Origin of the sequence: Janthinobacterium sp. 344, from assembly GCF_900112025.1 — a bacterium.
GTDB lineage: Bacteria > Pseudomonadota > Gammaproteobacteria > Burkholderiales > Burkholderiaceae_D > Janthinobacterium.
In genome coordinates, this window is the sequence record NZ_FOKL01000010.1 from 1 (window position 1) to 14,224 (window position 14,224).

General features: G+C 61.7%; 13 protein-coding genes and 1 rRNA gene. 10 read left to right on the forward strand and 4 right to left on the reverse strand.

Annotation, left to right across the window (positions count from 1 at the left end; translation table 11 throughout):
* Positions 1-82, reverse strand: a 16S ribosomal RNA gene (locus tag BM193_RS22885); the annotation flags it as partial.
* A 493-nt stretch (positions 83-575) separates the two neighbouring features.
* Here BM193_RS22885 and BM193_RS22890 point away from each other — a divergent pair.
* The 9 genes from BM193_RS22890 (at position 576) to BM193_RS22930 (ending at position 9,280) form a co-directional block, all read left to right on the forward strand.
* Complete coding sequence (locus BM193_RS22890) at positions 576-2,096, forward strand: B12-binding domain-containing radical SAM protein (RefSeq protein WP_092801215.1); 1,521 nt, start codon at positions 576-578, stop codon at positions 2,094-2,096.
* Between the two features lie 57 nt (positions 2,097-2,153).
* Complete coding sequence (locus BM193_RS22895; protein ID WP_092801218.1) at positions 2,154-3,287, forward strand: MlaE family ABC transporter permease; 1,134 nt, start codon at positions 2,154-2,156, stop codon at positions 3,285-3,287.
* Positions 3,287-4,189 carry an ABC transporter ATP-binding protein gene (locus tag BM193_RS22900; protein ID WP_092801221.1) on the forward strand — a complete coding sequence of 301 codons (903 nt, stop codon included), beginning with the start codon at positions 3,287-3,289 and terminating at the stop codon, positions 4,187-4,189. The genes BM193_RS22895 and BM193_RS22900 overlap by 1 nt, the downstream gene beginning before the upstream one ends.
* Entirely contained in the window at positions 4,189-5,148 is a 960-nt protein-coding gene (locus BM193_RS22905) for an MlaD family protein (protein WP_092801224.1), read from the forward strand. Before BM193_RS22900 ends, BM193_RS22905 begins: the two co-directional genes overlap by 1 nt.
* A 12-nt stretch (positions 5,149-5,160) precedes the next feature.
* The gene (locus BM193_RS22910; RefSeq protein WP_092801228.1) at positions 5,161-5,778 is read left to right on the forward strand and encodes an ABC-type transport auxiliary lipoprotein family protein; all 618 of its coding nucleotides are present in this window, start codon (positions 5,161-5,163) and stop codon (positions 5,776-5,778) included.
* A 10-nt stretch (positions 5,779-5,788) separates the two neighbouring features.
* Positions 5,789-6,970 carry a VanZ family protein gene (locus BM193_RS22915; protein ID WP_092801231.1) on the forward strand — a complete coding sequence of 394 codons (1,182 nt, stop codon included), beginning with the start codon at positions 5,789-5,791 and terminating at the stop codon, positions 6,968-6,970.
* A gap of 44 nt (positions 6,971-7,014) precedes the next feature.
* A complete protein-coding gene (locus BM193_RS22920; RefSeq protein WP_034781335.1) occupies positions 7,015-7,332 on the forward strand; it encodes a (2Fe-2S) ferredoxin domain-containing protein in 318 nt (105 codons plus the stop codon).
* Positions 7,333-7,367: 35 nt separating this feature from the next.
* Positions 7,368-8,021 (forward strand): alpha/beta hydrolase, encoded by a 654-nt coding sequence (locus tag BM193_RS22925; RefSeq protein WP_070280179.1) that lies wholly within the window; start codon positions 7,368-7,370, stop codon positions 8,019-8,021.
* A gap of 113 nt (positions 8,022-8,134) precedes the next feature.
* A complete protein-coding gene (locus BM193_RS22930) occupies positions 8,135-9,280 on the forward strand; it encodes a D-alanyl-D-alanine carboxypeptidase family protein (RefSeq protein ID WP_092801234.1) in 1,146 nt (381 codons plus the stop codon).
* 151 nt (positions 9,281-9,431) lie between these two features.
* On the opposite strand, the gene BM193_RS22935 is transcribed toward BM193_RS22930, so the two are convergent.
* Genes BM193_RS22935 through BM193_RS22945 form a run of 3 tightly spaced genes read right to left on the reverse strand, consistent with a single transcriptional unit; the run spans position 9,432 to position 13,390 of the window.
* On the reverse strand, positions 9,432-10,844 hold the full coding sequence (locus BM193_RS22935; RefSeq protein WP_092801637.1) for a cytochrome c: 1,413 nt from the start codon (positions 10,842-10,844) through the stop codon (positions 9,432-9,434).
* 14 nt (positions 10,845-10,858) lie between these two features.
* Complete coding sequence (locus BM193_RS22940) at positions 10,859-12,646, reverse strand: GMC family oxidoreductase (RefSeq protein ID WP_254786382.1); 1,788 nt, start codon at positions 12,644-12,646, stop codon at positions 10,859-10,861.
* A gap of 51 nt (positions 12,647-12,697) precedes the next feature.
* The gene (locus BM193_RS22945; protein WP_092801240.1) at positions 12,698-13,390 is read right to left on the reverse strand and encodes a gluconate 2-dehydrogenase subunit 3 family protein; all 693 of its coding nucleotides are present in this window, start codon (positions 13,388-13,390) and stop codon (positions 12,698-12,700) included.
* Between the two features lie 232 nt (positions 13,391-13,622).
* On the opposite strand from BM193_RS22945, the gene BM193_RS22950 reads away from it, so the two are divergent.
* Complete coding sequence (locus tag BM193_RS22950) at positions 13,623-14,186, forward strand: TetR/AcrR family transcriptional regulator (protein WP_217638514.1); 564 nt, start codon at positions 13,623-13,625, stop codon at positions 14,184-14,186.
* The last annotated feature ends 38 nt before the right edge of the window (positions 14,187-14,224 follow it).

The following is a 14,224-nucleotide window of genomic DNA, read 5'->3' on the forward strand; positions in this document are numbered from 1 at the left end:
AAGCTCCGTGCTGCCGTTCGACTTGCATGTGTAAGGCATGCCGCCAGCGTTCAATCTGAGCCAGGATCAAACTCTTCAGTTTAATCTCTGTTTAATGTCATTTCTGACAGGTCGGACAGTATCACTACCATCCAAATCTTTTGCATTGCAAAAGATTTGCTCACTCAAAAAACTGACAGGCTACTTCCGAAGAAGTATCCTATTTCATTATTTCTTGTGAACATTTGATATTTTAAGTTAGACGCCAATCCGAAGATCGGCGCTGCACTTGCATCAAATGCCCACACTTATCGACTGTTAATTGTTAAAGAACTGTATTCGGTGCTACTTTCGCGCTATCGACAAAGCGTTGTGTTTGTCAGCTGCGAAGAAGGAAGAGTATGAAGCATTTCGCTACATCCGTCAACACCTTCTTTTTACTGCATCACCGTTTCCGGTGATCCTCAAGTGCCGCATTTGACTGCGTCTCATTGGGGAGGCGAACTATAGCCAAGTCCTGGCCAGGAAGCAAGCTTTATCCAGAGAAATCTTCGCGTGCAGCGTAAAATGGCTGTTTTTCCTCGATCCCTGCCGTCATGACCATCCTGCTCTCCACCTTGAACGCCCGCTATACCCACGCTTCGCTGGGCTTGCGCTACCTGCTGGCCAATATGGGCCCGCTGCAGGCGCAAACGCGGCTGCAGGAATTTGTCATCGGCACCAAGACCACGGAACTGGTCGAGCGCATCCTCGTCAACAAGCCGCGCATCATCGGTTTTGGCGTCTATATATGGAACGTCGAGGAAACGACGAAACTGGTGGCCATGCTCAAGCGCGTGGCGCCCGAGGTCATCATCGTGCTCGGTGGTCCCGAGGTGTCGCATGAGGCGGGGGAACAGGAAATCGTCAAGCTGGCCGACTACCTGATTACAGGCTGGGGCGACGTCACCTTCCCCAAGCTGTGCGGCGAGATCCTCAACGGGCCGAAACCCCTGATGAAAATCCATGCGGGCGTGCAAGCGCCGCTGGCGGAACTGCAGCTGCCCTACTCTTTATATACGGACGACGATATCCGCCACCGCACGATCTACGTGGAAGCGTCGCGCGGCTGCCCGTTCAAGTGCGAATTCTGCCTGTCGGCGCTGGACAAGACGGCCTGGCCCTTCGCCCTGGAAAACTTCCTGGCCGAGATGGAATCGCTGCATGCGCGCGGCGCGCGCCTGTTCAAGTTCGTCGACCGCACCTTCAACCTGAACATCAAGACCAGCCTGAAGATCATGCAGTTCTTCCTCGACAAGATCGAAGCGAATCCGGACGATCCCATCTATGCCCACTTCGAACTGGTGCCCGACCACTTGCCTGACGCCTTGAAGGAAGGCATCAGCAAGTTCCCGCCCGGCGCGCTGCAATTCGAGATCGGCATCCAGAGTTTCAATCCGGACGTGCAATCGCTGGTCAGCCGCAAGCAGGACAATCAAAAGGCGGCCGATAACATCCGCTGGCTGTGCGAGGAATCGAATGCCCACTTGCACGTGGACTTGATCGCCGGCTTGCCGGGCGAGGATGAAGCGAGCTTTGCGGCCGGCTTCAACAAGCTGGTGGCCCTGAAACCGCATGAAATCCAGTTCGGCATCTTGAAGCGCCTGCGTGGCACGCCCATCATCCGCCACACGGAGAATTTCGGCATGGTGTTCGACCCGCACCCGCCGTACACCATCCTGGCCAATAAACAGCTCGATTTCATGAGCATGCAGCGCCTGGTGCGCTTCGCCCGCTACTGGGACCTGGTGGCCAACTCCGGCCGCTTTGCGAATACGGTGCAATGGATGCTCGGCGATGCGCCGTTTGAAAACTTCATGGATTTTTCGAACTGGCTGTACGCGCACACGGACGCCACCCACCGCATCGCCATGGAGCGCCTGGCCAAGCTGGTGGCGCAGTGGCTGCAGACGCGCGGCATGAGCGCGGTCGAGGCCAATGCCCTCGTGGCCAGCGACTATGCGGGCGGCGCGCAGGCGGCCGCGCATGCCAAGCCAGTCGAAGTGAGTACCAACAACGCCAAGGTGCGCCCGGACGTCGCCCTGCCGCAGCGGCAGGCGCGCCACCTGGCGTCCTGAGGGGCGGGCGATCGAACATCGGTGGCGGTCTGCGCCATTCTCCCTTAAACTGACACGATGCCGACTGTACAATCGCCGAAACTGACCCTCTCCCAGCCCAGCTCCCAACAGGGAGCCATCGTGACCGCCAGCGGCACCTGGCAGGTGCACGCCCTCGCGCATGACAACGCGATCAAGGCCATCGATGCCCAGCTCAAGCCCTTGCAGGGCGATGCCGCTACCCAGTGGGACCTGTCGCAGATCGACAGCATGGACCATATCGGCGCCCAGCTGTTCTGGAATGCGTGGGGCAAGCAGCGCCCCGCGCAGCTGACCCTGGCGCCGTCTTTGGAAGAGTTTTTCCGGCGCATCGAAGAAACGGGTCCCCTGGAAACGCCGCCCTCGCGCGCCAACCGCCTCACGCCCGTGATGAAACTCGGCATGGCGATCCTGCTCTTTTTCGAGCATTTGAAGGGGTTCATTGCCCTCGTGGGCCAGGTGACGCAGGATATCGGCCGCTTCGCGCGCCATCCGATGCGCGGGCCCTGGCGTGAAATTTCTGCGAATATCTTCCATGCGGGCTTCCAGGCGCTGGGCATCACGGCCCTCGTCGGCTTTTTGATCGGCGTGGTGCTGTCCTATTTATCCGCCCAGCAACTGCGCGCCTTTGGCGGCGATATTTATCTGGTCAACCTGCTGGGCATGAGCGTGATCCGCGAACTGGGGCCGTTATTGGCCGCCATCCTGGTGGCGGGCCGCTCGGGTTCGTCCATCACGGCGCAGCTGGGCGTCATGCGTGTCACGGAAGAGCTTGACGCCATGCTGGTGATGGGCATTTCGCACGGCTTCCGCCTGATCATGCCGAAAGTGCTGGCCCTGGCCATTTCCATGCCCCTGCTCGTCATCTGGACGGATACGGCCGCGCTGATCGGCGGCATGGTGGCGGCCAAGGTGGAATTGAACTTGTCGGCGCGCTACTTCATCCAGAAGCTGCCCGACGCCGTGCCGCTGGCCAACTACATGATCGGCCTGGGCAAGGGCGTGATCTTCGGCATGCTGATCGCCCTCGTCTCCTGCCACTTCGGCCTGCGCATCAAGGCCAACACGGAAAGCCTGGGGCGCGGCACCACCACCGCCGTCGTCACGGCCATCACCGTGGTGATCCTGGCCGACGCCGTGTTCGCCATCGTCTTCAATGGAGTGGGCTACTGATGGTGGACGAGACCAATATCGCCTGCAAGGCGGGCGAGGGCAAGGACGGCCAGTTCAACCTGCATGGCAGCGCGCCCGTGGTGGAAATCACCAATCTGTGGACCAAGTTCGGCCGCACGGTGGTGCACCAGGACTTGAATCTGGAAATCGAACGGGGCGAGATCCTCTCCATCGTGGGCGGTTCCGGCACGGGCAAGACGGTGCTGCTGCGCCAGATGCTGGGCCTGGAACATCCGGCGCGCGGCTGCGTCAAAGTCTTTGGCGAAGATATCAACCAGGCAAGTTCCGACCAGCTGCAACAGTTGCGTAACCATTGGGGCATGCTGTTCCAGCAAGGCGCCCTGTATTCGGCCCTGACCGTGTTCGACAACGTGGCGCAGCCCATGCGCGAATTGCGCGTGTTGCCAGAGGAACTGATCCACGACGCGGTATTATTGAAGATGAACATGGTGGGGCTCGGTCCCGAGCATGCGCTGAAGATGCCATCGGACTTGTCGGGCGGCATGATCAAGCGGGTGGCCCTGGCGCGCGCCCTGGCGCTGGAACCGAAGCTGCTGTTCCTCGATGAACCGACGGCGGGCCTGGACCCGGACCTGTCGGAAAGCTTTGTTGCCCTGATCCAGTCGCTGCACCGCGAGCTGGGCTTGACGGTCGTCATGGTCACGCATGACCTCGATACCCTGTTTGCCCTGTCCACGCGCATCGCCGTGCTGGCGGCCAAGCACGTGATCACCATCGGTCCGCCGCGCGAAGTCATCGAAGTGGACCACCCGTTCATCAAGCAGTTTTTCCTCGGCGACCGCGGCAAGCGCGCACTGGCCGTCCTGGACGAGAAACAGGCGGCAGACGACGCCGCACAGCCAGGCGACGCTGCCGGCATAGACAAGAAAGCGGAAAAGTAATGGAAAACAGATCACACGCCCTGATGACGGGATTCTTTACACTGACCCTGCTGGTGGCCGCCATCCTGTTCGGCGTCTGGTTCAACCGCGACCGCGTGGAACGGGTGCCCTACCTGCTCGCCACCACCCTGTCCGTGCCGGGCCTGAACCCGCAGGCCACCGTGCGCTACCGTGGCCTGGAAGTGGGCAAGGTCGACGCCATCGATTTCGATACGCAAAAGGCAGGGCAAATTCTCGTGCACATCAGCGTGGCGCCCGATACGCCCGTGACCAACACCACCTTTGCCACCCTGGGCTACCAGGGCGTGACGGGCATCGCCTACATCCAGCTCGACGACGAACACGTGGGCTCGAAACTGCTGGGCACCAGCAAGGACAAGCCGTCGCTGATCCCCCTGCGCGCCGGCTTGCTCGACCAGCTGGAAAAGCGCGGCAAGCGCATTCTCGACCAGGCCGAGCAGATCACCAACAAAGTGAACAATTTGCTCAGTCCCGATAACCAGGCAGCCATGCTGGGCGCTTTCAACGAAGTGGGCAAGGCAGCCAAGGCCTTTGGCGCCATTCCGCAACAGCTGGAACCGACCCTGACGCAATTGCCGCAACTCACCGAACAGACGCGGCAAGCGCTGGCGTCCGTCAGCACGGCCAGCAAGAATGTGTCGGACCTGACGGCCACCTGGAAAAAGCTGGGCAACGATATCCAGGCGCCAGGTGGCGTGCTCGACAAGGTCAATGGCACGGTCGACAAGGTCGGCAACTCGGTGGAAACGGTGGCCAATGGCGTCTCGCTGGAAGTCTTGCCGCAGGTAATCGAGCTGAGCGGAGAGGCGCGCTCCTCGATGCGCGCCCTGAAAACCACCATGAGCACGCTCAATGAACAGCCGCAGAGCATCTTGTTCGGCGCCCCAGACATTCCGCCCGGCCCGGGCGAGCCCGGTTTTTCCGCGCCGGGCAAATAAGGAGAACACCGCATGCCTATCCCCCGCAATGTCACCGCACTCATCCTGGCCAGCGCTTTCCTGCTGGGCGGCTGCGCCAGCCGCGGCCCCCTGCCCACGTTTTATGATTTTGGCCCGGCGGCACCGCTGGCGGCACCGGCGCAACCGGCCGCGCCAGCCGTGCCCGTCCTGGTGATCGCCGAGGCGAACGGCCCCTCCTGGCTGGACAGCCAGCGCATGTATTACCGGCTGCTGTACGCCGATGCGCAGCAATCGCGGCCGTACGCGTACAACCGCTGGAACACGCCGCCGCTTCAACTGCTGAGTCAACGCCTGAAGACGCGCGTGGCGCAGAGCGGCGTGAAAGTGCTGTCGACCACGGACGCGGCCGCCGGCATTCCCCTGCTGCGCCTCGACGTCGATGACTTCTCGCAAAATTTTGACACGCAGACGCAAAGCAGCGGCCATGTGTCGCTGCGCGCCTCGCTGTTCCGCGGCCATCGCCTGATCGACCAGAAGACCTTCAGCCGCAGCGGCCCGGCCACCAGTGCCGATGCGCAAGGCGGCGCGCAGGCGCTGGCAGCGGCATCGGACGCCATCGCCGCCGACCTGCTCACCTGGCTGGGCACGCTGACCATACCGAAAGAATGACCGCAGCACGATGACCGACCCCGTAGCCCCCGCCAGCCCGGCGGCACCGCCGCCGCGTTCTTCCCCCGTCTCGCGCGCGACCCTGCTCGCCTACGTCTTCCTGATCGTGTATGCCAGCTGGTTTCCGTTTACGGGCTGGCACAGCAACGGCCTGTCGCCGCTGACCTTCCTGGAAAACACGCGCATGCCCCGTTACTGGACGGGCTTTGACGTCGGCATCAACGTCGTCGGCTACATTCCGCTGGGCGCGCTGATCGTGTATTCGCTGTTCCCCAGGGTGACGGGCTTCCTTGCCGTCCTCGTCGCCAGCCTGTGCGGCGTGCTCATTTCCGGCAGCATGGAAGCCGTGCAAACCTATCTGCCCAGCCGTGTCTCGTCGAACCTGGACTTTTATACGAATTCGGCCGGCTGCTGCATCGGCGCCATCATCGGCGCCCTGACGGCCCGCAAGCTGCTGGACCAGAGCCACTTGCTGCGCCTGCGCCAGCGCTGGTTTGCCCAGCATGCCAGCCAGGGCCTGGTCCTCGTCGCCCTGTGGCCGCTGGCGCAAATCTATCCGCAAGGCTATCTGTTTGGTCTGGGCCAGCTGCTGCCCATCCTGTCGGACTGGGCTTCGAGCCTGATGGGCATGGAAATCGACCTGGCCGCCTACCTGCGGCCGGACGTGGTATTGACGGTCGAGCAATATTGGCTGTCTGAAACCATCATCACGGCCTGCGGCATGACGGGCGCCGTGCTCACCTTGCTGTGCCTGCTGCGCCGCGCCGCGCCCCGCGCCATCCTGATGCTGAGCCTGATCGGTGCCGCCCTGGTCGTGCGTTCGATGGCCAGCGCACTGCTGTTCTCGCCGCAAAACGCCTTCGTCTGGATCACGCCGGGCGCCCAGGGCGGCTTCCTGATCGGCCTGATCATGCTCGGCGGCCTGGCGTTCGCGCCGCATGTGGCACAGCGCCGCATCGCGGCCGCCACCTTGCTGCTGAGCCTAGTCATGGTCAACACGACACCGATCAATCCGTATTTCATGTCCACTTTGCAAGGCTGGGTGCAAGGCAAGTTCTTGAACTTCAATGGCGCGGCGCAATTTTTGGCCTTGCTGTGGCCCTTCATGGCCCTGTGGTTCCTGTGCCTGCCATCGCACCGCCTGAACCGCCAGGACGACGTGCAGCGACAGCGTCGCGAAGACCATCCATAAGCGTTATCATGGCGCATTAATGTCTTGAACAGCAGGAGAGCAGCATGAGCGACGCACCGTATTTTGAACGCCACGTTTTTTTCTGCATGAATAAACGTGAAGATGGCCGCAACAGCTGTGGCGACCATGGCGCGGAGGCGGCGCAAAAGCATTGCAAGCGCCGCATCAAGGAGCTGGACATGAATGGCGCGGGCAAGATCCGCATCAACCAGGCCGGCTGCATGGACCGCTGCGAAGAGGGACCGCTGCTGGTCATCTATCCGGAAGCGACCTGGTACACCTATGTCGACACCAGCGATATCGATGAAATCATCGATACGCACCTGGTGGGCGGAAAAATAGTCGAGCGCCTGAAGATTTAATGCCAATTTAAGAGATATCTACCAGTATGAGCATCATGAACAGAAACTCGGAAAAATTTACCCTCGCCGGCCATGCAGGCAGCATGGAAGGCTTGCTCGATTTCCCGGCAGACACTCCGCGCGGCATCGCCCTCGTCGCCCATCCGCATCCGCTGTACGGCGGCACGATGGATAACAAGGTCACGCAAACCCTGGCGCGCGCGTTTGTCGCCCTCGGGTACGTGGTGGCGCGCATCAATTTCCGCGGCGTCGGCGCCTCGGAAGGCGTGCATGACCATGGCGCGGGCGAGACGGATGACATGCAGTTGCTGTATGAACATATGCGCGGCCTGTACCCGGGCTTGCCCGTGGCACTTTCCGGCTTCTCGTTCGGCACCTTCGTGCAATCGAAATTGCAGGAACGCCTGGCCGCCGCCGGCACGCCCGCCGAGCGCCTGGCGCTGATCGGCAGCGCGGCCGGCAAATGGGCGATGGCCGACATTCCCGCCGATACCATTCTGATCCACGGCGAACTGGACGACACGATACCGCTGTCCGCCGTCTTCGACTGGGCCCGTCCACAAGACATCCCCGTGATCGTGATCCCCGGCGCCGACCACTTTTTCCACCGCAAGCTCAACCACATCAAGAACCTCGTGATTGCGCTATGGCATGGTGACAAACCCGCAATCGCAGCAGATGATCATTGAAGTGTGGGCTTACTACCGTCTCCACGGCTATAATTGATCCGTTTTTTCCACGCGGCCATGTAAGCAGCAACGGCATGGCCCTCAGCCTTCATCTTTTTCGCAGACCAGCCTCCATGAAAAAACTTTTAGCGGCACTGGCCTCCAGTGTATTTTTCTTTTCCGCCGCCTTCGCCCAGAGCGTTCCCGCACCGACCATCGCCGCCAAGTCCTGGCTGCTGCTTGACGCCACCAGTGGCCAGATCATTGCCTCGCAAGATCCGGACGCGCGCATCGAGCCCGCATCGCTGACCAAAATCATGACGGCCTACCTGACGTTTGCCGCCATCCGCGAAAAGAAACTGGCGCTGGATCAAAAAGTGAATGTGTCCGTGCGCGCATGGAAAGTCGATTCGAGCAGCTCGAAGATGTTCATCGACCCGGCCACGCCCGTCTCGATCGACGACTTGCTGCATGGCCTGATGATTCAGTCGGGTAACGACGCCGCCGTGGCACTGGCCGAAGCCGTTGCCGGCGATGAGGGCACCTTCGTCGTGCTGATGAACCGCGAAGCCCAGCGCATGGGACTGAAAAACACGCGTTTTGCCAATCCGCATGGTTTGCCTAGCCCGGAGAACTATTCCACGGCGCAAGATTTGTCCGTGCTGGCCCAGCGCGTGATCGCCGACTATCCGGAATTCTACAAAATCGATTCCATCAAGAGCTTTACGTACAACAAGATTACCCAGCCTAACCGCAACCGCCTGCTGTGGCTGGACCCAACCGTCGATGGCATGAAAACGGGCCACACGGAGGCGGCCGGTTATTGCATGATCGCCTCGGCACGCCGTCCCGCCGGTTCCGGCGAGCGCCGTTTGATCTCCGTGGTACTGGGCACCACCTCCGACCAGGCGCGGACGCAGGAAAGCCAGAAGCTGCTGAACTGGGGCTTCCAGAACTTCGATACGGTCAAGCTGTACTCGAAAGGCCAGGCCGTGGCCACGCCGGAAGTGTGGAAAGGCTCGAAAGGCACCGTGAAGATCGGTTTCGCCCGCGATGTGCTCGTCACCGTCCCCAAAGGCACGGCCGCCAAGATGAAACCTGTGCTGGAACGCAAGGACCCGCTGGTCGCACCACTGGCCGAGAACGCCCCTGTCGGCAAACTGAAAATGATGGTCGACGACAAGGTCCTGCTGGAACTGCCCGTCGTGGCGCTGGAAACCATCAACCAGGCAACGATCTTCGGCCGCGCCTGGGATTCGATGCGTCTGTGGATGAAATAAGTCATCAGCGTTTCGCATAAAAAATGCCCGCAAATATTGCGGGCATTTTTTTCGTCTGGCGCTAGACCGGCACGGAGACCTTGCGCACCTTGGCCACTTGCGCCGCCGTCACGGGCGTGCCGCGGTTGCCCCAGCCTGGCGCTACGTCAACTTACTTCGCCGGCGCATCCTTCAGGTGCGGCGCACGCGGCACGGGCGGGAAGGTGCCATGGCGGCCTGCGGCAAAGGTCGCTTCCGTCTGCGACGCTTGCACCGGCACGGAGACCTTGCGCACCTTGGCCACTTGCGCCGCCGTCACGGGCGTGCCGCGGTTGCCCCAGCTGGTCTGGATGAAGCTCACCACTTGCGCAGTCTGCTCGTCATTGAAGATGTCCGCATAGGGCGCCATCGTCAGCGCCGACGGCGCCGTGCGCGTGGCGGGCACGGCGCCGCCCGACAGCACGATGTTGATGGCAGAGGTAGGATCGTTCGTCTGCAGCACGGCGTTGCCGGCCAGCGCAGGGAAAGCCTTGTCGTAGCCCTTGCCATCGGAACGGTGGCAGCCGGCGCAGCGGTCCAGGTACAGCTGCGCACCCGTGGAATTGACGATACCGCTGAACAATTGCTTGCCCAGCTTGTCGTCCGCCACGAAGGCGGGGGTGGCCGGGTTCGATGGCGGCAACGATTTCAGGTATTTCGCCATGGCCGCCAGGTCGCCATCCGTCATGTGCTGCATGGAATGGGCCACCACGTCATTCATGGCGCCGAACGAGGCCGTATGGCTGTTGCGGCCCGTCTTGAGGAATTCGACAATATCGTTCGTGCTCCAGCGCGCCAGGCCGCCGCCATGTTCATTGCGCAAGGAAGGCACGGACCAGCCGTCGATCACGCCGCCGCCCGCCAGGAAGGTGGTGTTGCCCGCGTCCGTCAACGCCTTTTCCTGCATGCCCACGCCGCGCGCCGTGTGGCAGGCGCCGCAGTGGCCCAGGCCCTGCACCAGGTAGGCGCCGCGCAGCAATTGCGCGTCACCGGTCGCCGGCACCTTGTACGGCTGCGGCGTGGGGGCAAACGCCCAGCGCCAGATGGTCAAAGGAAAACGCATCGACAGCGGCCACGGAATGTCGGCCGCCTTGTTCGGCGTCGGGTCCGCCTTCACGCCATGCATGAAATACGCGTACAGGGCCTGCATGTCGGCCTCGCTCAGGCGCGAGTACGATGGATACGGCATGGCCGGATACACGGTATAGCCGTGCTTGGTCACGCCGGTGCGCATCAGCTTGTCGAAATCGGCAAAGCTCCAGTCGCCGATGCCGGCCTTCTTGTCGGGCGTGATGTTGGTGGAATATACCTTGCCGATCGGCGTTTCCATGCCCAGGCCGCCCGCGAACGGTTTGCCCTTCGTGCCGGCCGTATGGCAGGCGATGCAGTCGCCGGCGCGGGCCAGGTATTCGCCCTGGCGTATCAGCTGGGCGTTCGGGACGGTAGCGGTGGTGGCAACCGCGCTGGCGGACCAGGCGGCGCCGGGGGTACTGGCGGCGAGCGCCAGCAGCAGCGCGCCCACTGTATGGGTGAATGTGTTGTTCATCTTCTTGTTCTTTATCAAGCGACCAGGGGACGGGGATCTTGCAGGTATTGCTCGCGGATGGCCTTGGCCGACCAGTAGGTCAGCGCGCAGGCCAGGCCCGTCGGGTTGTAGCCGATGCCGACCGGGAACACGCTGGAGCCGACGGCAAACACGTTGTGCACGTCCCAGCTCTGCAGGTAGCGGTTGACGACGCTGGTCTTGCGGTCCGCGCCCATGGCCGTTCCGCCCGCCCAGTGGGTGGTCTGGTAGTTGCGCAAGTCCAGATGGTCGCCCACGCTCTTGACGGATACCTTGATCGATTCCGGCTGCATGGCCTCGGCCACCTTCATCATCTTGTCGGTGACGAAACGGCTCATCTTGATGTCGTTTTCCTTCCAGTCGAAGGTAAAGCGCAGCAATTGCTGGCCATACTTGTCCGTGTAGGTCGGGTCGAGGTCGACATAGCAATCGCGGTAAGTCATGTTGGCGCCGTGGCAGTCAAAAGACACCGTGTTCAGGTAGCTTTTCTTGACGGCCTTTTTCCAGGCCGCGCCCCAGGCGGGCGTGCCGTCCGGCGTGGCGATGCCCGAGATCGGCTTCGAGCCGGCCGGGTTGCACCAGGCGGGCGAGCCACCCACAAAGCCCAGCGGGCCATGGTCGAAATTGTCGCCATTCCAGTCATCGAGCGCGACACCGGTGCCGCCGGCGCCGATGAAGGGATTCGTGTTCGTGTCTTCCTTGAAGAAGGTCTGGATGGTGGACATCATCTGGTAGGCGATATTGCGTCCCACCACGCCCTCGTTGCTGACGGGGTCGTACGGCTTGCCGATGCCCGACAGCAGGAACAGGTGCGCGTTGTTGTAGGCAAAGGCGCTGGCGATGACCAGGTCCGCCGGTTGCTCGACGGCCTTGCCGTCCGCGTTGATGTAGGTCACGCCCGTCGCGCGTTTTTTGCTGCCGTCGAGGTTGATGCGCACGACGTTGCAGTTGGCGCGCAATTCAAAGTTGGCCACCATGCGCAGGGCCGGCATGATGTTGACGTTGGGCGATGCCTTGGAATAGTTGTAGCAGGCATAGCCGGAGCAGAAACCGCAGAAGTTGCACGGCCCCATCTGGCAGCCGTACGGGTTCGTGTACGGGCCGGACGCGTTCGACGACGCGTTGACGAACGGATGGTAGCCGACGGCCTTGGCCGCGCGGCGGAACAATTCGGCCGTGTATGGCACTTTTTGCGGCGCCAGCGCGTAATTGTCGGAGCGGTCGCCCTCGAACACATTGCCGTCGCCGACGACGATGCCGTTGACCTTATACGCCTGGCCCGAGGTGCCGAAGACTTTTTCCACGAAATCGAAGTGCGGCTCCAGCTCGGCGTAGGTCACGCCAAAGTCCTGGATCGTCATGCCTTCGGGGATGAATTTCTTGCCATAGCGGCGTTCGTAGTGGCTGCGGATTTGCAGCTCTTCCGGCAAGACGCGCCAGTGCATGCCCGACCAGTGCAAACCGGCCCCGCCCACGCCCGTGCCCGGCTTGAAGGCGCCGATCTGGCGGTAGGGCACGGCCACGCCCGTGATGCTGTGGCGGAAGGTGAACGTGCTTTTCGACATGTCCTGGAACAGCTTGCTGCGCTGGATATAGGTCAGTTCGTCGAGGGTCTTCGGATAGGCGCCGTCGGGATAGGTGTCGCGGTACTCGCCGCGTTCCAGCGCGACCACGTTCAGGCCCGCTTCCGTCAATTCCTTGGCCATGATGGCGCCCGTCCAGCCGAAGCCGACAATCACGGCATCGACAGGCTTCATTTTTACATCTGGTTTGATATCACTCATGATGGTTTTTCTTTTTCTTTGATCGGGTACAAAAACTATGCCGTTACAGGCTCAGGCAATCGACACGGGTGGCAATGGGTATTTCTTGCCATACTGTTCCACCCAATCCATGTAGTCGGCGCGCGCGCCGGGGAAACCCACCATCTTCCAGGCCAGCATGTCCTTGTTGCCGCCGTGCACGGGGTCGCAAAAATAGCCTTCGCGCGTGTTTTGCAGCAGCTGGTTGAAAAAGATTTTCGACGGCACTGCGCCGATGTCCAGGGTGCCCTTTTGCAATTGCGTGATGACGGCGTCGCGCTCGGCCGCGGCCAGCTGCACGAAAGGCTTGCCAAACTGCTGAGTGACGGCCGCATTGACGCCCGCCAGGGCACTGCGGTACAGCTCGCGCGGCGCCATGTGGAACTGGTAGCCGAACTGCTCGATCGACGGCACGAATGGTCCTTGCATGTACCACAGCGCGCCATACGCGTAAGGCGTGTTCATCTGCAAGTCGATGAATTCATGCGCGCCCGATTCCAGCGCGCCCGGACCTTCGCCATCGGCGGGGATCAGGCGATCGACCAGCGCGCTCAATGTGGCCCATTCGGTGGGGTTGAAAAAAGTGGGCTTGTAGGCAGGCTGGTCCTTGGAGACGGCCATGGCCAGGGCGCCGCCGGCGCCGGCCAGCAAGGCCACGGCCGGCGCGGCGCCGACGGCCTTGCGCAAGAAGTTGCGCCGGTGGGGCGAAATCCCGATGGTTTTCATATGGGTTCCTCAGGCGGCACGAGCCGCCACAGTGATGGATGTGGGAGTCAGACAGAAAATGCGGGCACGCGCCGCGGAGAGTGCAGAGTTCACGTTGGAAAGACTGGAATTATCGCGGCGCTCCACCGTCAATCTCTTGGTTAGTTGACCAGGATGATTGACAAGCAGTTGCTTTGCATTTACGGTGCGCATCGTACCATAATTAAAAGAAACATTCAGAGACAGGTATGACATGATGAAAAATGAGGCAGCGCCGCGTGGCCGCCCGCGCAAGGCGGGCGTGGAAGATGCCGTACTGGAAGCGATCGTCACGCTGGTGCGCCAGCATGGACTCGATGCGGTGACGATACAGATGGTGGCCGACGCTGCCGGCGTGGGGCGCCAGACGATATACCGGCGCTGGCCGCGGCGCGAAGAGATGCTGCTCGACGCGCTCGTCAAGCGCACGGCGGAAAAGCTGCAGCGCGCGCTCGACATGCCCGAAGGCCAGGAAATCGAGGCGATCTGCGCGCGCATCTTCGACAACCTGAACGCGGACGGCCGCTTTACCTGCGATTTATTAGTGCTGATTCATAACGATGCGACGGCACAGCGGCGCTTTCGCGAGCAGATCGTCGCCCCCTGGATCACCCTGGTGGTGCAGCGCCTGGTGAAGATCGGCGTGCGCGCCGACCTCGACCTGCGCCTGTTCGCCTTCATGCTGCAATCGGCGCTGGTATACCAGATGCAACTGGGCGGCCAGCTCGACGATGCATTGCAGGAACGGTGCTGCCGCTTTATCCGCAGCATGCTGTAGTGTAGCTGGCTATAATCGTGGCGTATCGGCGTATCCCA

Coding starts and splice junctions, on each gene's coding strand:
- BM193_RS22915 (WP_092801231.1), top strand. CDS start 5,789: ATGACCGACCCCGTAGCCCCCGCCAGCCCGGCGGCACCGCCGCCGCGT.
- BM193_RS22945 (WP_092801240.1), bottom strand. CDS start 13,390: ATGAAAACCATCGGGATTTCGCCCCACCGGCGCAACTTCTTGCGCAAG.
- BM193_RS22940 (WP_254786382.1), bottom strand. CDS start 12,646: ATGAGTGATATCAAACCAGATGTAAAAATGAAGCCTGTCGATGCCGTG.
- BM193_RS22890 (WP_092801215.1), top strand. CDS start 576: ATGACCATCCTGCTCTCCACCTTGAACGCCCGCTATACCCACGCTTCG.
- BM193_RS22920 (WP_034781335.1), top strand. CDS start 7,015: ATGAGCGACGCACCGTATTTTGAACGCCACGTTTTTTTCTGCATGAAT.
- BM193_RS22925 (WP_070280179.1), top strand. CDS start 7,368: ATGAACAGAAACTCGGAAAAATTTACCCTCGCCGGCCATGCAGGCAGC.
- BM193_RS22935 (WP_092801637.1), bottom strand. CDS start 10,844: ATGAACAACACATTCACCCATACAGTGGGCGCGCTGCTGCTGGCGCTC.
- BM193_RS22900 (WP_092801221.1), top strand. CDS start 3,287: ATGGTGGACGAGACCAATATCGCCTGCAAGGCGGGCGAGGGCAAGGAC.
- BM193_RS22950 (WP_217638514.1), top strand. CDS start 13,623: ATGATGAAAAATGAGGCAGCGCCGCGTGGCCGCCCGCGCAAGGCGGGC.
- BM193_RS22910 (WP_092801228.1), top strand. CDS start 5,161: ATGCCTATCCCCCGCAATGTCACCGCACTCATCCTGGCCAGCGCTTTC.
- BM193_RS22905 (WP_092801224.1), top strand. CDS start 4,189: ATGGAAAACAGATCACACGCCCTGATGACGGGATTCTTTACACTGACC.
- BM193_RS22930 (WP_092801234.1), top strand. CDS start 8,135: ATGAAAAAACTTTTAGCGGCACTGGCCTCCAGTGTATTTTTCTTTTCC.
- BM193_RS22895 (WP_092801218.1), top strand. CDS start 2,154: ATGCCGACTGTACAATCGCCGAAACTGACCCTCTCCCAGCCCAGCTCC.